The organism is Streptomyces sp. NPDC005784, from assembly GCF_042871525.1.
GTDB lineage: Bacteria > Actinomycetota > Actinomycetes > Streptomycetales > Streptomycetaceae > Streptomyces.
In genome coordinates this window covers 454,326-472,290 of the sequence record NZ_JBIAIQ010000004.1, presented here as the reverse complement: position 1 = coordinate 472,290, position 17,965 = coordinate 454,326, and the positions used below count along the sequence as shown (strand labels likewise).

The following is a 17,965-nucleotide window of genomic DNA, read 5'->3' as shown; positions in this document are numbered from 1 at the left end:
GGCGCGCGGGGCGCCCGGCGAGCGCAGAGCGGCGGGCGGCACACGGTGGCCGGGAGCCGCACCGACGCGCGCACAGCCACAGCCAAAACCACAGCCAAAACCACAGCAGACACTGAACAGCCGAGAGCCGACAGCCGGAGCGAAGAGGAGCGGGACGTGAGCGAGAGCAGTGCGGAGGCCGTCGTGAGCGCGGCCTCGGCGGCCGCCGCCTCCGCCGGGAACTGGCGCAGGGCCGGAGTCGCCGGCGCCGCGATAGGCGTGGTCGCGGCGGGCGCCGCGGCCGGAGTCGCGATCGAGCGGCTCACGGTCGGCCGCGGCATGCGCAAGAAGGCGCGTCTCGCCCTCGACTCGACCGGCCCGTACGGCTCGCTGCGCGGCACGCCCGGCAAGGCGTACGCCGACGACGGCACCGAGCTGTACTACGAGGTCGACGAGGCCGAGCCGGAGGCCTCGCTCGCCCCGCGCCGGCGCAGGCTCTTCGGCCGCAAGGCCCCCGCCCCAGTCACGGTCGTCTTCAGCCACGGCTACTGCCTCAACCAGGACTCCTGGCACTTCCAACGCGCCGCGCTGCGCGGTGTCGTGCGCACGGTGCACTGGGACCAGCGCAGTCACGGGCGGTCCGGGCGGGGTGTCGCCCAGATGGAGGACCGGACGCCGGTCACCATCGACCAGCTCGGCCGCGACCTGCTGGCCGTCATAGAGGCGGCGGTGCCCGAGGGCCCGATCGTGCTCGTCGGGCACTCCATGGGCGGTATGACCGTGATGGCGCTCGCCGATCACTTCCCCGAGCTGATCCGCGACCGGGTCGTCGCCGTCGCCCTGGTCGGTACGTCGTCGGGGCGGCTCGGCGAGGTCAACTTCGGGCTGCCCGTCGCGGGTGTCGCCGCCGTGCGGCGGGTGCTCCCCGGTGTGCTGAAGGCGCTCGGGCAGCAGGCCGCCCTGGTGGAGCGGGGACGGCGGGCCACGGCCGACCTGTTCGCCGGGGTCATCAAGCGGTACTCGTTCGCGAGCCGGGACGTCGACCCGGCCATCGAGCGGTTCGCCGAGCGGATGATCGAGAGCACCCCGATCGACGTGGTCGCCGAGTTCTACCCGGCGTTCACCGAGCACGACAAGACCGCCGCGCTCGCCCGTTTCACCGAGATGCCCGTCCTCGTCCTCGCCGGGGTAAAGGACCTGGTGACGCCGAGCGAGCACAGCGAGGCCATCGCCGACCTGCTGCCGGACGCGGAGCTGGTGCTCGTCCCGGACGCGGGACACCTGGTCATGCTGGAGCATCCCGAGGTCGTCATAGACCGCCTCGCCGACCTCCTCATGCGCGCGGGAGCCGTGCCGGCAGGCGCTACCGTTGGCGGCTATGGAAGCACCAGCAGCAGCGCACAACCCGGCTGAGCCCGCCCAGGACGGCGTCGGCGTGCAGATCACCGTCAACTCTCCCGAGCAGATGCAGGAGTTGGGCCGCAGACTGGCCAAGCTGCTGCGCGCGGGCGACCTCGTGATGCTGAACGGCGAGCTGGGCGCCGGCAAGACGACGCTGAGCCGCGGACTCGGTGAGGGGCTCGGTGTCCGCGGCGCGGTCACCTCGCCGACCTTCGTCATCGCCCGCGTGCACCCCTCCCTCGGCGACGGACCGCCGCTCGTGCACGTGGACGCGTACCGCCTCGGCGGCGGGCTCGACGAGATGGAGGACCTCGACCTCGACGTCTCGCTCTCCGACTCCGTGATCGTTGTGGAGTGGGGCGAGGGCAAGGTCGAGGAGCTGACCGACGACCGTCTGCACGTCGTCATCCACCGGGCCGTCGGGGACACCACCGACGAGGTGCGGCACGTGACCGTCACGGGACTCGGACAGCGCTGGGCCGCCGCCGACCTGACCGTCCTCGCTGCCTGACGGCGACATGCTCGCCGCCTGAGGGCGAGGTGTTCGCTGCCTGACGGCGACATGTTCGCGCCCCGCGGCGACATCTTCGCGACCCGACCGCGCCGAGCTCGCGACCCGACCGCGCCGAGCTCGCGACCCGACCGCGCCGAGTCCGCGGCCTGTTCGTGCCGAGCCTGCGGCGTCTCCGCGCCAAGCCCGCGGCCTGTGCGGGCCGAGTCCGCGGCCCTGTCCGCGCCGAGCCTGCGGCCTGTTCGCGCCGACCCCGCGGCCCTGTTCGTGCCGAGCCTGCGGCCTGTCCGCGCCGAGCCCGCGGCCTGTGCGGGCCGAGTCCGCGGCCGTGTCCGCGCCGAGCCTGCGGCCTGTTCGCGCCGACCCCGCGGCCCTGTTCGTGCCGAGCCTGCGGCCTGTGCGTGACGGGGCCGCGGCCTGTTCGCGACGGGGCCGCGGGCTTGCCGGGGGCTTCGCGGCGTGGGCGTCTTCGCTCGTACATTCGGCCAACGTTTCCGACAGGACGTCGGCAAAATATTGCGTTCGGCGTCCCGGCCGTGGTCACATGGACATCAGTACGTAGTTAGGTCTACCTAACCGCGCTTGCCCCCGAAGCCCGAGGAGGCGTCCATGTCGGCATCAGAGTCGGCTGCAGTGCCGGCTTCAGAACGTGACGTGCCGGCCGTGCCGCGCGCGATGGTCGGGGTGTCGATGCGGGATCTGCTGGCGGCGTGCGCCGCGGCGGAGGCGGTGTCCAGGCCGCCCCGCGCGCCCCAGAGTGAACCGAGCGCTGCCGAGCGACCCCACAAGGCCGCCTGACGCCGACGCGGCGCCGGGAGGTCCGTGGTCCCGTACGGCGGCCGCCCGGACGTCGGCGCGGCAGGGCGCCGTTACCTGACGACGACGACCTTCGCGCCCACGGTCGCGAACGCCCACATCGCGTCGCCGTCGGCACGCGAGGCACGGATGCCGCCGAGCTTCTTCTCGGGGTCCGGGGCGTCCGTGGAGCCGTCCACCGCGGCGCTGAAGCCGATCGCGATGCCGTTGACCAGCGTGAACCGTACGACGTGCTCGATCTGCGTGCCGTCGGACCCGGTGACAGCGCCGGCCCGTGTCGTGACGGCGTAGGTGCCGGCGGCCGGGTCGACCGTGCCCGGGGTGACCTTGAAGGTGCGCCGCACCTTGTTGCCCGCGCCGACCAGCCAGACGCGGTCGCCGCCGGTCGAGTAGACGACCCGCACACCGGTGCCGGAGGTCGGCAGAGCGGCCGGGTCCTTCTTCTGGGGTGCCTTGTGGGCGGAGGACTTGGCCGACACGTTCGGGCTCGGTTTGCCCAGGGTCTCCGGAACGTTCGCGGATGCCTGGAAGGCGAGGAAGCCGACTGCCGCGATCGCCGCCACGGTGAGCCCGGCCACGATTCCCGAGCTGCTCCTAGCCACCTTGTGTGCCCACCTCTCGACCTTCGTACATCCTTGCTGTGACGGTAGCAGCCGAGGGATGGGATTCTCGGGCGGCCTTGCGTCAGGCTCCGGCGCCGTACGCTGTTTGCGTGCTCTTGCTCGCTCTGGATACCGCCACCCCCGCCGTGACCGTCGCCCTGCACGACGGCACGTCCGTCATCGCCTCGTCGAGCCAGGTGGACGCGCGCCGGCACGGGGAGCTGCTGCTGCCGGCCGTCGACCGGGTGCTCACCGAGGCAGGCCTCAAGCTGGACGCCGTCACCGGCATCGTCGTGGGCGTCGGCCCCGGCCCGTACACGGGGCTGCGCGTCGGCCTCATGACCGCCGACACCTTCGGACTCGCGCTCGGCGTGCCCGTGCACGGTGTGTGCACCCTCGACGGGCTCGCGTACGCGGCCGACGTGGAGGGTCCCTTCGTCGTCGCCACGGACGCCCGGCGCAAGGAGGTCTACTGGGCGCGCTACGCCGACCGCCGTACCCGGCTGTCGGAGCCCGCCGTGGACCGCCCCGCCGAACTCGACGGGACGGTCACCGCGCTGCCCGCCGTCGGCGCGGGCGCCTTCCTGTACCCCGACACCTTCCAGGACGCCCGCGCGCCCGAGTACGTCTCGGCCGCCGCGCTCGCCTCTCTGGCCGCGGAGCGGCTGGCCGCCGGTGAGGAACCGGAGCCGCCCCGGCCGCTGTATCTGCGCCGCCCGGACGCCCAGGTGCCCAAGAACTACAAGGTGGTCACCCCCAAGTGACCGCCGTGCTGCGCGAGATGCGCTGGTGGGACATCGATCCCGTACTGGAGCTGGAGAAGGAACTCTTCCCCGTGGACGCCTGGTCCCGGGGCATGTTCTGGTCCGAGCTGGCCCACTCCCGAGGGCCGCAGGCGACCCGGCGCTATCTGGTCGCCTGCGACGGCGACCGGCTCGTCGGATACGCCGGGCTCGCCGCCGCGGGAGACCTGGGCGACGTGCAGACCATCGCGGTGCGGCAGGACCAGTGGGGCACCGGCCTCGGCGGTCGGCTGCTCACCGAACTGCTGCGCGCCGCGAGCGACTTCGACTGCGCCGAGGTGATGCTCGAATGCCGCGTGGACAACGTCCGCGCGCAGAAGCTGTACGAGCGCTTCGGCTTCGAGGCCATCGGTTTCCGGCGCGGCTACTACCAGCCGGGGAATGTGGACGCCCTGGTGATGCGCCTGCACGACCCATCGACCTCCGTACAAGGAACAGAGACCCATGGCTGACGAACCTCTCGTCCTCGGCATCGAGACCTCCTGCGACGAGACCGGCGTCGGCATCGTCCGCGGTACCACCCTGCTCGCGGACGCGATCGCGTCGAGCGTGGACGAACACGCGCGCTTCGGCGGGGTCGTGCCGGAGGTCGCGTCCAGGGCGCACCTGGAGGCGATGGTGCCGACCATCCAGCGGGCGCTGAAGGACGCGGGGGTGTCGGCCAGTGACCTGGACGGCATCGCCGTCACGGCGGGACCCGGGCTCGCCGGGGCGCTGCTCGTCGGGGTCTCGGCCGCGAAGGCGTACGCCTACGCCCTGGGCAAGCCGCTGTACGGCGTCAACCACCTCGCCTCCCACATCTGTGTGGACCAGCTGGAGCACGGCGCGCTGCCGGAGCCGACGATGGCCCTGCTGGTGTCCGGCGGCCACTCGTCGCTGCTGCTGTCCACCGACATCACCTCCGACGTACGGCCGATGGGCGCGACCATCGACGACGCGGCCGGCGAGGCCTTCGACAAGATCGCGCGTGTGCTGAACCTCGGCTTCCCGGGCGGCCCGGTCATCGACCGGTACGCGAAGGAGGGCGACCCGAAGGCGATCGCGTTCCCGCGCGGTCTGACCGGGTCGCGCGATCCGGCGTACGACTTCTCCTTCTCCGGTCTGAAGACCTCCGTGGCCCGCTGGATCGAGGCCAAGCGGGCGGCCGGGGAGGACGTGCCGGTGCGCGATGTGGCCGCGTCCTTCCAGGAGGCCGTGGTGGACGTGCTCACCCGCAAGGCCGTCCGCGCGTGCAAGGACGAGGGCGTCGACCACCTCATGATCGGCGGTGGCGTGGCCGCGAACTCGCGGCTGCGCGTGCTCGCCCGGGAGCGCTGCGAGGCGGCCGGGATCCGGCTCAGGGTGCCGCGCCCCAAGCTGTGCACGGACAACGGCGCGATGGTCGCCGCGCTGGGCGCCGAGATGGTCGCCCGGAACCGGGCCGCCTCCGACTGGGATCTGTCGGCGGACTCCTCGTTGCCGGTGACGGATCCGCACGTGCCGGGGCGCGGGCATGCGCACACGCACTCGCACGATCATGTGCACGAGGTCGCGAAGGAGAACCTCTACCCGTGACCGTCGCGCTGATGTGGGAGGCGCGGGCCGTCGCCGGCCGGGGCGAGGAGCTGCTCGCCTGGGTGCGGGGGCAGGAGATCCCGGGCGCCCCGGTGCGGCGGGAGATCCTGCGGGCGCCCCAGGACCGGGTCCTCGTCATCACCTGGTGGGACGCGGCGTACGACGCGGAGCTGCCCGAACTGCCCGAACCGGACGCTGAGTTGGTGACCCGGGCGGTACACAGGTGGCGCTTCGAGTCGGTCCACACGGACTGACCGCCGCCCTTCGGTCGACGGGCACCGATGGGTCCCGCGCCCCTGCGGTTGACCACCGGTGGGTCCCGCGCCCACGCGGCTGACCACCGGTGGGTCTCGCGCCCACGCGGCTGACCACCGGTGGGTCTCGCCGCCCGGGGCGCGGGCCGGATGCCGGGGCTGGATCCCCTGGGGGCCGGTCGCCGACTCCTCACCCGGCTCCCGGCCTCCCGGAGCGCCCTCCGTCGGATCAGGACACCTGCGCGACCTCGGTCTCGCAGCGCATGCGCCGGTCCGTGCCCAGCTTCCGCACCGGACCCGTCAGGTTCAGCCGGGCCGTGTGGCGCACGTCCGCGCTGGAGGCGGCGAGCCGCAGCTCCAGGGCGCCCGGTTCGACGATCCGGGTGCCGGTGCGGTCGGTGAACGCCGAGAGGTCCGCGTGGAAGCGGAAGGTCACCCGGCGGGCCTCGCCCGGTGCCAGGTCCAGACGCCTGTAGCCGATCAGCCGCACGTCCGGGCGGGTCACCGAGGCCACCGGGTCGTGCAGGTACAGCTGGACGACCTCGGCGCCCGCGCGCTCACCGGTGTTGCGGACGGTCACCGACACGTCGTACGAACCGGCGGTGTCGATCTCGGTGCCGATCCCGGTCTCGGGAACATCGGCCGGCTCCCAGTCGAAGGACGTGTACGAGAGGCCGTGGCCGAACGGGTACAGCGGCGTCGGGTCCAGGTTGCTGACCTCGCCCTTCAGGCCCAGTGGCGGCTGGAGGTACGTCCACGGCTGGCCGCCCGGGTCGCGCGGCACGCTCACCGGCAGCCGGCCCGACGGGCCGACCCGGCCGGACAGCACGCCCGCCACCGCGGGGCCGCCCTCCTCGCCGGGGAAGAACGCCTGGACGACGCCACCGAGACGGTCCTGCCAGCGGCCCAGCGCGTAGGGGCGGCCGGTGAGCAGTACCAGGACCACCGGGACCCCCGTGGCGACCAGGGCGTCCAGCAACTCGCCCTGTACGCCCGGCAGGCCGAGGTCGGCCGCGTCGCAGCCCTCGCCCGAGGTGCCCTGGCCGAACAGCCCGGCACGGTCACCGAGCACCGCCACGCACACGTCGGCCTCGGCGGCCCGTGCCACCGCCTCCTCGAAACCGGACCGGTCCGCGTCCGAGACCCCGCAACCCTGCGCGAACGTCACTTTGGCGTCCGGCAGTTCGGCACGCAGGGAGTCGAGCACGGTCGGTATGTCCACGCCGATCGGCACCTCGGGGTGGTGCGTGAGCACGTGCGAGGGGAACGAGTAGCAGCCGAGCATCGCCAGGGGGTCCGCCGCGCGGGGACCGACCACCGCGATCCGGGTGTCCGGGGCCAGCGGCAGCACGCCGTCCGCGTTGTCCAGCAGGACCACCGACTCCTCGGCGAGCTTGCGGGCGAGTGCCCGGTTGCCCGCGGAGTCCAGGTCGACGCTCCGGCCGGTCTCCGGCCGCCAGTCCTCGTCCAGCAGGCCGAGTTCGCACTTCTGGAGCAGCACCCGGTGGGCAGCCCGGTCGATCAGCGACTCGGGGACGGTGCCCGCGCGGACGGCGGCCACCAGCGGCTCGCCGTAGCACTTCAGCGTGGGCAGCTCGACATCGATGCCGGCCTCCAGCGCCTTGTGCGCCGCCTCGGCCTCGCTGCCGGCCACCCGGTGCAGGCTCTGGAGGAAGCCGACACCGAAGTAGTCCGAGACCACCGTGCCGGTGAAGCCCCACTGGTCGCGCAGCAGCTCGGTCAGCAGCTGCGGGTCGGCCGACGCGGGGACGCCGTCCGTGTCGTTGTAGGCGGCCATCACCGAACGGGCGCCGCCCTCGCGCAGGGCCATCTCGAACGGCGGCAGCGTGATGTCGGCGAGCTCGCGCACACCCGCTCGCACCGGCCCCAGGTTCCGGGCACCGGCCGAGGCCGCGTACCCGGCGAAGTGCTTGAGCGTGGCCACGATCCCGGCCGACTCCAGGCCCCGCACATAGGCGGTGGCGACGGTGCCGACCAGGTACGGGTCCTCGCCGATCGTCTCCTCCACCCGGCCCCAGCGCAGGTCGCGGACCACGTCCAGGACCGGGGCGAGCCCCTGGTGGACGCCGACCGAGCGCAGGTCCTCGCCGATGCGCCGGCCCAGCTCCTCCACCAGCTCCGGATGGAAGGTGGCGCCCCAGGACAGCGGGACCGGGTACGCCGTCGCCTGCCATGCCGTGAAGCCCGCCAGGCACTCCTCGTGGGCGACCGCGGGTATGCCGAAGCGGCTCGCTTCGATGATCCGGCGCTGGGCGCGGGCAAGGGCCTGCGCGCCCAGCGCCGGGTCCACGGGGGCGGTGCCGAACGAGCGGGTGAGCTGGCCGAGACCGAGGGCGATCAGCTCGTCCCAGTCGTAGTCTGAGGACATCTCGCTCTGGAGCGGGGCGACTCCGCCACCGTCCGTGGCGGCACCCACCCACACGCCGTAGAGCTGGGCGGTCTTCTCCTCCAGGGTCATCCGGGAGAGCAGGTCGTCGACGCGGGTCGCGGCGGGCAGGGCGGGATCGCGCCAGGGAGCGGTGGTCATGGAACTCCTGTCGGGGAAAGGGGGGTTCGAGCGCCCCTGGTCGTACACGTTCACTTGCCGCCCACACCCATGAGGCCGCCGACCAGCGCGCGCCGGGCCACCAGGTACACGATGAAGATCGGGACACCGGAGAGGACGACCGAGGCGAGGATCGCGGGAATGTTCACGCCGAACTCGCTCACGTAGTCGAACAGACCGAGGGTCAGCACCCGTGGCCCGTCGGACTGGGTGAAGATCAGCGGGAAGAGGAAGCCGTTCCAGGCCTGGAGCGCCGCGTAGATGACGACGGTGCTGATGCCGCCCTTGGACATCGGGATGACGAGCTGGAACAGCATCCGGGTGGTGGAGGCGCCGTCCAGCGCCATCGCCTCGTACATCTCCTCCGAGATGTCCCGCAGCGTGCCGGTGAGGATCAGCACCGACACCGGCATGGCGAACGCGGCCGTCGGCAGCACGATCGCGAGCAGGCTGTCGTAGAGGTTCAGCTTGGCGATCATCAGGTAGAGGGGCACCACGACGGCCTGCGCCGGGATCGCCACGCCCAGCAGGAACAGCCGGAACGCGGCCCCCGACCAGGCGCTGCGGGTCCGCACGGCCACGTAGGACAGCGGGACGCACAGCACCAGGACGATCAGGACGACTCCGGCCGCCGCCAGCACCGTGTTCCACAGCAGGTGGCCGAAGCCGTTGTGCAGGACGGTGTTGTAGTTGTCCAGGGTCGGACGGGACGGCGGCTTCAGGGCGTTGTGGCCCAGCGCCTCGTCCTGGTGGGTGAGCGAGGCCGAGAACATCGCGTAGATCGGGATGATCACGACGGCCAGCCAGATCAGCGTTCCGGCGCCGGCGAGCGGGTTGGCGCGCCTGGCCCAGTGCCTGCGGCGGCGCGCGGGCCGCTCGGCGGACGGGGCGGAGTCCGTCTTCACGGGACGGGACAATGTGTCGTGTGACATGCCGTCACATTCCTTCCCGGGTACTGCGCATCGCGCCGAAGCCGGACAGCTTCACCATCAGCAGGGACAGCGCGGTCGCCGCGAGCACCAGGAACGAGGCGACGGCGCTCGCGTAGCCGAAGTCGTAGCTCTTGAAGCCTGCCTCGTACATCAGGTACGGCAGGATCGCCGTGTCGGTGCCCGGACCGCCCTGGGTGAGGATCAGGACCGTCTCGAAGTACGTCAGCGAACCGACGACCATCAGCACACCGGACGTCGTCGCCGTGTTGCGCAGCTGCGGCAGCGTGATCGAGAAGAACTGCCGCAGACGTCCGGCCCCGTCGATCGCCGCCGCCTGGTAGAGCACCTCGGGGATCTGCCGCGCCCCGCCCTGGTAGATCAGGGTGTGGAAGGGGATGAACTGCCAGCCGCCGACGAACACGATCGCGAGGAACGCGCCGCTGGTCGTGCCGAGGGTGTCCTTGTGGATGATGCCGAAGTTCGGGTCAAGGAGCGCGTAGAACAGCAGGGAGATCGCCGTCGACGACAGCAGGAACGGCACGAAGAAGATCGCCGAGAGGACCGCGCGGTTGCGCTGTCTGCCCGCCGCCCAGACGCCCAGCAGCAGCGAGATCACCGTCTGGAACGCCCAGCTCACCACGGTCAGTGCGACGGTGACCGTCAGCGACTGGGTCAGCCGGTCGTCGCTCAGCAGCTTGCGCCAGTTGGCCAGACCGACCAGTTGCGGGTCTCCCAGGCCGTTCCACTTGGTGAACGACAGGTAGAAGGCCAGGACCATCGGGGCGAGGGCGAAGAACGCGAAGAACAGGACGCCGGGAAGGGCCAGCGCCGCGCTCGGGCGGCCGGCCCTGTTGCGTCGGCCGGAGCGTGGGCGGCCCGCGTCGTTCCGCGGGCCGCCCTTGACCTGCGTGACGCTCACTTCAGCTCCTTGAGCGCCGACACGAACTGCGTCGGCGAGGACTTGCCCACGAACAGCTTGTTGACCTCGGTGAGCATCGGGGTCGACACGTCCGGGTCGACCGCCTGGTCCCAGCTCAGCGTGAACGCGGGGGCCTTCTGCACCATCTCGTACTGGAACTTGGCGAACTCCGGGTTCGGCGAGGCGTCCAGGAGGGTCGCCGCGTTCGAGGTGGCCGGGACGTCGCCGTTGGCTATGAGTTCCTTCGTGTACGCGAGAGAGGCGGAGTCCCGCAGGAAGGCGATCGCCGCGTCCTTGTTGGAGGTGTGGGCGTTCACCGACCAGTAGTTGGTGGGGTTGCCGACCACGTTGCGGATGTCGCCGGCGCCGCCCTCGATCTGGGGGAAGGCGCACCAGCCCATGTTCTTCTTGGCGAAGTCGGGGAACTTGCCGAGCTGCGTGGAGTACTCCCACGAACCCATCAGATGCATCGCCGCCTTGCCCTTGGCGAAGACCGCGGGAGCGCCGCCGTTGCCGTAACCCACCGAGCTGTAGCCCTTGCCGAAGGCGCCGTCGTCGATGAGCTGCTTGACCGTCTGCGCGGCCTTGAGGACGGCCGGGTCGCCCCAGGCGGAGGCGTCACCGTTCTTGATCTTCTCGAAGACCTGGGGGCCGCCGATCCGGTCGACCAGGTACTCCAGCCACATGAGTTCGGGCCAGATGTCCGCGCCGCCCAGGGCGAACGGGGTGATGTTCGCCTTCTTCAGCTTGGTGTTGATGTCCAGCAACTGGTCCCAGGTGGTGGGCGGCTGGAGCTTGTTCTCCTCGAAGACGGTCTTGTTGTAGAAGAGGATCACGGGCTGCATGCCCCGCATCGGCACGCCGTAGTTCTTGCCGTCCAGTCCGCCCGACGCCAGCACCGACGGCAGGAAACCGCTCTTGAGCACGGAGTCGGAGGCGATGACGTCGGTCAGGTCGACGAGCTGGCCGGCCTCCTGGTAGGCCTTGATGGAGCCGCCGCCCCAGTTGAAGAACACGTCGGGGGCGTTGGGCGAGCCCATGGCCGTGCGCAGCTTGGCCGGGTAGTCGGTGGCGGGCACCTTCTGGAGCTTGATCGTGCCCTTGGCCTTCTTCGCGGCGGCCGACGCGTTGAACCGGTTCACGGACTTGACCTGGATCTTCGCCGCGTCGTCCCCGTATACGAACGCGGTGAGCGCCCCGTCGGCGCCCGAGCCGCCGCCGGAGCCGCAGGCGGTGAGCCCGCCGACAGAGGCAAGCGCGACCGTGCCCGCGCCGAGGAACCAACGTCTGCTGTGGGACTCCATAGGAGGGCACCTCTCGGTAGGCGCGAAGGATCGCCGATGATCCATCGCGAATGTTTCGAGTCATTTTTCGAATGTTCCGGGAAGGTAAGACGATCCGAGGGGCCCGTCAAGGGGTCGCGCAGATATACGATCGCCGCCATGAAGCCTGGGAAGTCCGCAGAACCACAGACGGCGACGCTGGCCGAGATCGCCCGGGAGGCCGGCGTTTCGGCTCCGACTGTTTCGAAGGTCCTCAACGGTCGCGCCGACGTCGCCCCCGCGACCCGCTCCCGCGTCGAGGAGCTGCTGCACGCCTACGGCTACCGTCGCCGCCGGGCCGAGGCCTCCCGCTCGCCGCTGATCGACCTGGTCTTCCACGAACTGGAGAGCGCCTGGGCGATGGAGGTCATCCGGGGCGTGGAGAACGTCGCCCGGGACGCCGGCCTCAGCGTGGTGCTCTCCGAGTCCGCCGGGCGGCTCACCCCTGGCCGGACCTGGGCCGACCAGGTCGCGGCCCGCCGCCCGCACGGCGTGATCCTCGTCCTCTCGGGCCTCGACGACTCCCAGCGCGCCCTGCTGAACAGCAGGTCCATCCCGTTCGTGGTGATGGATCCTGCGGGCGACCCCGGAGTCGACGTGCCCTCCATCGGCGCCACCAACTGGCAGGGCGGCCTCGCCGCCACCCGCCACCTCGTCGAACTCGGCCACACCCGGATCGGCGCCATCAGCGGGCCGTCACGGATGATGTGCAGCCGGGCGCGGGTCGACGGCTACCGTGCGGCGCTGGAGACGGCCGGGCTGCCGGTCGACCCCTCGCTGATCGTCGCCGGAGACTTCCACCACGAGGCCGGCCGCCGGATCGGCCTCGATCTGCTGCGCCGCCCCGACCGGCCCACGGCCGTCTTCGCCGGCAACGACCTCCAGGCGCTCGGCCTCTATGAGGCGGCCCGCGAGCTGGGGCTGCGCATTCCCGAGGACCTCAGCGTCGTCGGCTTCGACGATCTGCCGGTGGCGCGCTGGGTGGGGCCGCCGCTGACGACCGTACGGCAGCCGCTGACGGAGATGGCCGAGGCGGCGGCGAAGCTGGTGCTCGACCTGAGCCGCCAGGAAAGGCCGTCGGCCGGGACGAGGATGGAACTGGCGACGAGCCTGGTCGTGCGCAGCAGCACGGGGGCGCCTCCGGCGTGAGGCCGGGCGCCTCCGGCAGCTCGCCCGTGTCGTTCGCGGTTCGGTCCGGTGGGGGGGGGGTCGGGTCCGTGCCGGTGCATCAGCCCGTCGCCGTTGTGTGAGGCGTGGGCGTCGGTGGCGACGGGCATCGATGTACCGGCACGGCCCCTCGCGCGCGTCGCCGGGTGCGGGTGATTCGTAGTGGCCGTTCTGCCTTTCGGCCCCGGCCGGGAAATTTCATCCCCTCCGGTGTGTTCGAGGAGCGGGGTCGGGGCGGGGGGCGTGAGGCCGGATCGGCTCGAAGTTGGCCGGGGGACCGTATTGACGGGTGGGGCATCCCCCTCCACACTCCAGCGAAGTCAATCGGTTGTACGACCGAAACTTTCGGAGGCACCCGCCATGAGAACCTCCAGAACCCGCCCCTTACGCCGCCGCGTCGCCGCCCTGTTCGCAGGAGTCGTGACCGTGGGCGCCCTGCTCGCGGCCGGTACGACGGCGCACGCGGCCGACACCCCGCTGCGCGACCTCGCCGCCGCCAAGGGCAAGGTCATAGGCACCGCCGTCACCGGCTCCAAGCTGACGGGGACGTACGGCGACATCGCCGGGGCCCAGTTCAACTCGCTGACACCGGGCAACGCCATGAAGTGGGGCACCGTCGAGCCCACCCGGGGCAGCTTCAACTGGGCCGAGGCCGACCAGATCGTCGCGTTCGCGCAGGCCCACAACCAGCAGGTGCGCGGTCACACCCTGGTCTGGCACAGCCAGAACCCGAGCTGGCTGACGAACGGCACCTGGACGACCGCCGAGCTGAGCGGTCTGCTCCAGGACCACATCACCACCGAAGTCACCCGCTACAAAGGGAAGCTGGCCGCCTGGGACGTGGTCAACGAGCCCTTCAACGAGGACGGCACCTACCGCTCGACCCTCTGGTACAACGGCCTCGGTGCCGACTACATCGCGCAGGCGCTCACCTGGGCGCACGCCGCCGACCCGAGCGCCAAGCTCTACATCAACGACTACAACGTCGAGGGCGTCAACGCGAAGAGCACCGCCCTCTACAACCTGGTCAAGTCCCTCAAGGCTCGCGGCGTCCCGATCGACGGCGTCGGCCTCCAGGCCCACCTCATCCTCGGCCATGTTCCGGGCACCCTCCAGCAGAACATCCAGCGCTTCGCCGACCTCGGTGTCGACGTCGCGATCACGGAGCTGGACATCCGGATGCAACTGCCCTCCGACGGCACCAAGTTGGCGCAGCAGGCCGCCGACTACAAGGCCGTGTTCGACGCCTGCGTCGCGGTGACCCGCTGCTACGGCGTGACGGTCTGGGGCTTCACCGACTCCGACTCCTGGATCCCGGACGTCTTCTCGGGCTACGGCGCGGCGACACCGTACGACGAGAACTACGCGCCCAAACCGGCGTACAACGCCATCGCCACCTCGCTCGGCGGCGGAACCTCGACGCCGCCGCCCACGGGCGCGTGCGCGGCGACGTACAGCGTCCAGAGCCAGTGGAACACCGGGTTCACGGGGCAGGTGCGCATCGCGTGCTCCGGGGCCGCGCTGGCGTCGTGGAAGGTGAACTGGACGTACGGCGCGGGCCAGCGGATCACCCAGGCCTGGAACGCGACCTGCACCCAGACCGGCACAGCGGTGAGTTGTGCCAATGCCTCCTACAACGGGACCGTCCCGGACGGCGGTTCGGTGACGTTCGGGTTCAACGCCTCCTGGAGCGGCAGCAATCCGGCGCCGACGGTGACGCTGGGCTGAGGTCGGACCGGGGTTGTACTGGGGCCGGTGTGAGGTCGTTCTGAGAAGCGTGAGAGTTTTCGAAGAAACGTCACATCGAACCTCCGCTCGTAATATTTCGGACTTACGTTCCTCCTCGTGACGGGACACAAAGAGGGCGGGGACGGAGTCGGGCCGGTGGGCCGGCGGTCGCGGGTACTGAAGGCCGTCGGTCTCACCCTGGCGGGAGTGCTGGTGCTGGGCATCGGCACGGCGGGCTGGGCCTACTGGCATCTGAACCACAACATCAAGGGCGTCGACATCAACAGCGCGCTCGGCGGCGACCGTCCCGCGAAGGCCGTGTCGACGCCCTCGTCCCCGGCGTCCGCGTCGGCCTCCGCCTCCCCGCTGCCCAGTGGCGCCCTCAACATCCTGGTCCTCGGCTCCGACTCGCGCAGCGGCAAGGCGAACGCGAAGCTCGGCGGCGGCGACAGCTCGGGCGCCCGTTCCGACACGGCGATGGTCGTGCACATCGACGCCGGACGCACCCGGGCGACCGTGGTGAGCATCCCCCGGGACACCTTGGTGACCAGGCCGGCCTGCCCCACCTCCTCCGGGGGGACGACGGCGGTGGCGTACAACGCGATGTTCAACAGCGCCTATTCGATCGGCGGCCCGGTCTGCGCGGTGAAGACGGTCGAGTCCCTGACCGATGTCCGCATGGACCACTACATCGAGATCGACTTCTCCGGCTTCGCGGCCCTCGTGGACGCGCTCGGCGGTGTCACGGTCACCACGGACGAGAACATCGACGACGACAAGAGCCATCTGCACCTCGCCGCCGGCGAACACCACCTCGACGGCACGCAGGCGCTGGCGCTCGCCCGCACCCGGCACGGCATAGGCGACGGCAGCGACCTGGGCCGCATAGGTCTCCAACAGAAGCTCGTAAAAGCCCTGTTGGCGCAGATCTCATCGGCCGGCCTGCTCACCGACCCGGCCAAGCTCTACAACGTCGCGAACGCGGTGACCGGCAGCCTGACGACGGACACCGGGCTGGACTCGCTCGGCGAGTTGACGAAACTCGGCCAGAGCCTGAAGTCCCTCTCCTCCGACGCGGTCGAGACGGTGATGATGCCGGTGGTGGCAGCTCCCTCGGACCGCAACCGAGTGGTCGCGAACGAGCCGGAGGCGAGCGATCTGTGGGCTTCGCTCAAATGAACGAGGAGAAGGTCCGCGGGACTTGAGCTTCGGGGGCCGGGATTCGAGCCTCTTTTGTATGGAATGGGTGGGAGGCTCAACCCACCCTCCCTCCCTCGTTGACGGCCGAAGTGCCGTCCGGGCCAGGGGATATGACTTTTCGTGATCAGGTCGCGGCGGAGCGTGGCGGACGTGTAGCGTGCGCCGCGAAAGCACGACCCCCGTGGGTGTTGGAGCACCGCGCGGGGGTCTGACCGATGAGAGCGAAACGAGACTTCGACCCATGGCTGTTACTCAGCTTAGTGCTGCCCCGCGCCCCTCCGCCCATCCCCTCGCCAATCCGGGCTATGGAAAACGGTCGGCGCCCGACCAAACCCCACGTACGGGTCGGGACTTCGTACATCTGCCCACCCGCGAGGCATCGATCGCGACGTACATCGACCGGCTCGCCGACGAGTCCGACCTCTCGATCAAGACCCTCGCCAAGCACCTCCCGTACGGCCAGTGCGCCCTCTCCACGGCCCTCAACAACCTTTCCGCGGCAGGCCATTTGCGCCGGGTACGCCGTCCCGTCACCGTCGACGGCTGCCCCCGCTGGGTCTGGCACACCTTCTTCTCGCGCACCGCTCACGACGACGCCTGGTGGAATTCCTTCCTCGCCGGAGAGACGCCCGTGACCGAGCGGCCCCCGGCGCAGGCGGCGCGCTCGACGGCGTACAGCGTGCTGGCGCGGCTCGGCCGGATCGACGCCCGCTTGACGCTGTCGGCGGGGGAGTGCGCGGCACTGGAGGGGGAGGCCGCCGAGTGGTTCGCGCGGGGTGCGGGTGAGCCACAACTCGTCCAGGCGCTGACGGCTGGGCTCCCGGAACGCGTGGCGCACGCCTACGCCTTCGTACGCGCCCGGCTGCTCGCCAAGCTGCCCCCGCGGCCCGAGCCGCAGCCACCGGCGCCCCGCTACGAGGTGGTCTGCACGGCATGCGGGGAGCCGGGCGGGGACGGTGTCGAGCTGCGGGGCGGGTTGTGCGGAGCGTGCTGGGGCGGGCGGCCCGCCCTCGCGGCCCATGAGGTGCGCGCCCATGCCGGACGGCTGCGCGCCGCTCTGCGTACCGGGACCCGCACGGAGGAAACCGAGAAAGGAGCAGGCACATGACGACCTTGCAGCACGGTCCGCCCCTGACCGGGGCAGGATGGAGGGGAGGAGGAGAAGCCATGACCCCCAGCCCCAGCCCGTCCGACCGGCCCCAGATGCTCGTCGAGGAGTTCGAGGAGCTCGCTCGTCACGCACCCGAGTCGGCGCGGCTGGAATTCCTGAACGGAAAGATCGGGGTCAAGCCCATGCCGGACGGCAACCACGGCGAGATCGTCGCCTGGCTCCTCAAGCCTCCGAGCCCGCGGGTGTCCTGATGGTCGTCGAGGTCACCTCGCACGACCGGGACGCCGACCGGCGCGACCGGATCGAGAAGCCCGACGGATATGCGGCCGCCGGAATCCCCGTCCACCTCCTCGTCGACCGGGACACGGACAGTGTGACCGTGCACTGCGACCCCGAGGGGGGCGTCTACCGCTCTCTCACCACCCGGGCGTTCGGAGCGGCGATCGAGCTGCCGGATCCGGTCGGGTTCACGCTGGACACACAGAAGCTCAAGGACTTCGCCGACTGACCCGATGACCCAATGACCCGATGCCCCGTCTGGTCCCGCCCGGAGAAAGAAATCAAAGAAATCCGGGGACGGTGTCGAAACCGGTGTCTCCCGTTCGACGCACGGGTGAGAGGCAGGGAGAAGCCCCGCCTCCGAGGCACCGAAGACACGAGGAGTCACCATGCCCCGCTATCTTTCGCTGGTCCAGATCGACGAGAGCACCGCGCCCGCCGAGGGGCCCAGCCCCGAACTGATGCAGCGGATGGGCGAGCTCATCGAGGAGATCACCAAGGCGGGCGTCATGCTCGAGACCGATGGCCTGACGCCCACCGCGCAGGGCAAGCGCGTCCACTGGTCGGGCGGCCAGCTGTCCGTCACCGACGGTCCCTTCACGGAGTCCAAGGAGGTCGTCGGCGGCTACGCGATCATGCAGTGCAAGGACATGGCCGAGGCCGTGGAGTGGACCAAGCGGTTCCTGAAGACGCACGAGGAGTTCTGGACGGTCACCTGCGAGGTGCGGGAGATCGCCGGAGGCTGAGTGCTCTCCTCGGCCTGAGCGGTCCTCACGGCCTGAGTGGGCCCTCGGCGCGAGCGGTCCCCACGGCCCGAGTGG

The 17,965-nt window shown here is 70.9% G+C and carries 16 protein-coding genes and 1 pseudogene; 12 read left to right on the top strand and 5 right to left on the bottom strand.

Annotated features, from left to right (window positions below):
• Positions 1–156 precede the first annotated feature (156 nt).
• Both ACFYR3_RS09935 and tsaE read left to right on the top strand, forming a co-directional pair.
• Positions 157–1,392, top strand: a complete 1,236-nt coding sequence (locus ACFYR3_RS09935; protein ID WP_355843986.1) for an alpha/beta hydrolase — start codon at positions 157–159, stop codon at positions 1,390–1,392.
• Positions 1,358–1,891, top strand: coding sequence for a tRNA (adenosine(37)-N6)-threonylcarbamoyltransferase complex ATPase subunit type 1 TsaE (gene tsaE / locus ACFYR3_RS09930; RefSeq protein ID WP_356784155.1), 534 nt, complete (start codon positions 1,358–1,360; stop codon positions 1,889–1,891). Before ACFYR3_RS09935 ends, tsaE begins: the two co-directional genes overlap by 35 nt.
• A gap of 869 nt (positions 1,892–2,760) precedes the next feature.
• Here tsaE and ACFYR3_RS09925 read toward each other — a convergent pair.
• Positions 2,761–3,309: a hypothetical protein gene (locus tag ACFYR3_RS09925; RefSeq protein ID WP_355843992.1), complete on the bottom strand. Its 549-nt coding sequence runs from the start codon at positions 3,307–3,309 to the stop codon at positions 2,761–2,763.
• Between the two features lie 110 nt (positions 3,310–3,419).
• On the opposite strand from ACFYR3_RS09925, the gene tsaB reads away from it, so the two are divergent.
• From tsaB to ACFYR3_RS09905, 4 genes are read left to right on the top strand one after another with little or no spacing between them, the layout of a single operon-like run.
• Entirely contained in the window at positions 3,420–4,073 is a 654-nt protein-coding gene (gene tsaB / locus ACFYR3_RS09920; protein WP_355843995.1) for a tRNA (adenosine(37)-N6)-threonylcarbamoyltransferase complex dimerization subunit type 1 TsaB, read from the top strand.
• Between the two features lie 17 nt (positions 4,074–4,090).
• Entirely contained in the window at positions 4,091–4,564 is a 474-nt protein-coding gene (gene rimI / locus ACFYR3_RS09915; RefSeq protein WP_355844311.1) for a ribosomal protein S18-alanine N-acetyltransferase, read from the top strand.
• The gene (gene tsaD, locus ACFYR3_RS09910; RefSeq protein ID WP_389282340.1) at positions 4,557–5,666 is read left to right on the top strand and encodes a tRNA (adenosine(37)-N6)-threonylcarbamoyltransferase complex transferase subunit TsaD; all 1,110 of its coding nucleotides are present in this window, start codon (positions 4,557–4,559) and stop codon (positions 5,664–5,666) included. The genes rimI and tsaD overlap by 8 nt, the downstream gene beginning before the upstream one ends.
• Positions 5,663–5,920: a hypothetical protein gene (locus tag ACFYR3_RS09905; protein ID WP_355844001.1), complete on the top strand. Its 258-nt coding sequence runs from the start codon at positions 5,663–5,665 to the stop codon at positions 5,918–5,920. Before tsaD ends, ACFYR3_RS09905 begins: the two co-directional genes overlap by 4 nt.
• A 229-nt stretch (positions 5,921–6,149) precedes the next feature.
• Here ACFYR3_RS09905 and ACFYR3_RS09900 read toward each other — a convergent pair whose 3' ends face one another.
• Genes ACFYR3_RS09900 through ACFYR3_RS09885 form a run of 4 tightly spaced genes read right to left on the bottom strand, consistent with a single transcriptional unit; the run spans position 6,150 to position 11,641 of the window.
• Positions 6,150–8,468: a glycoside hydrolase family 3 N-terminal domain-containing protein gene (locus ACFYR3_RS09900; RefSeq protein WP_389282338.1), complete on the bottom strand. Its 2,319-nt coding sequence runs from the start codon at positions 8,466–8,468 to the stop codon at positions 6,150–6,152.
• Positions 8,469–8,518: 50 nt separating this feature from the next.
• Complete coding sequence (locus ACFYR3_RS09895) at positions 8,519–9,418, bottom strand: carbohydrate ABC transporter permease (protein WP_389282336.1); 900 nt, start codon at positions 9,416–9,418, stop codon at positions 8,519–8,521.
• A gap of 4 nt (positions 9,419–9,422) precedes the next feature.
• Complete coding sequence (locus tag ACFYR3_RS09890) at positions 9,423–10,337, bottom strand: sugar ABC transporter permease (RefSeq protein WP_355844010.1); 915 nt, start codon at positions 10,335–10,337, stop codon at positions 9,423–9,425.
• On the bottom strand, positions 10,334–11,641 hold the full coding sequence (locus ACFYR3_RS09885) for an extracellular solute-binding protein (protein ID WP_355844013.1): 1,308 nt from the start codon (positions 11,639–11,641) through the stop codon (positions 10,334–10,336). The genes ACFYR3_RS09890 and ACFYR3_RS09885 overlap by 4 nt, the downstream gene beginning before the upstream one ends.
• Positions 11,642–11,779: 138 nt before the next feature.
• On the opposite strand from ACFYR3_RS09885, the gene ACFYR3_RS09880 reads away from it, so the two are divergent.
• From ACFYR3_RS09880 to ACFYR3_RS09855, 6 genes and pseudogenes are all read left to right on the top strand, one after another.
• Positions 11,780–12,808, top strand: coding sequence for a LacI family DNA-binding transcriptional regulator (locus tag ACFYR3_RS09880; RefSeq protein WP_356784144.1), 1,029 nt, complete (start codon positions 11,780–11,782; stop codon positions 12,806–12,808).
• Between the two features lie 378 nt (positions 12,809–13,186).
• Positions 13,187–14,554, top strand: a complete 1,368-nt coding sequence (locus ACFYR3_RS09875) for an endo-1,4-beta-xylanase (protein WP_355844018.1) — start codon at positions 13,187–13,189, stop codon at positions 14,552–14,554.
• A gap of 117 nt (positions 14,555–14,671) precedes the next feature.
• Positions 14,672–15,733, top strand: coding sequence for an LCP family protein (locus ACFYR3_RS09870; protein ID WP_389282333.1), 1,062 nt, complete (start codon positions 14,672–14,674; stop codon positions 15,731–15,733).
• Positions 15,734–15,995: 262 nt separating this feature from the next.
• Complete coding sequence (locus ACFYR3_RS09865) at positions 15,996–16,862, top strand: hypothetical protein (protein WP_355844024.1); 867 nt, start codon at positions 15,996–15,998, stop codon at positions 16,860–16,862.
• A 59-nt stretch (positions 16,863–16,921) separates the two neighbouring features.
• Positions 16,922–17,373: pseudogene (locus tag ACFYR3_RS09860) on the top strand (Uma2 family endonuclease).
• Between the two features lie 160 nt (positions 17,374–17,533).
• Positions 17,534–17,890 (top strand): YciI family protein, encoded by a 357-nt coding sequence (locus tag ACFYR3_RS09855; protein ID WP_355844027.1) that lies wholly within the window; start codon positions 17,534–17,536, stop codon positions 17,888–17,890.
• Positions 17,891–17,965 lie beyond the last annotated feature (75 nt).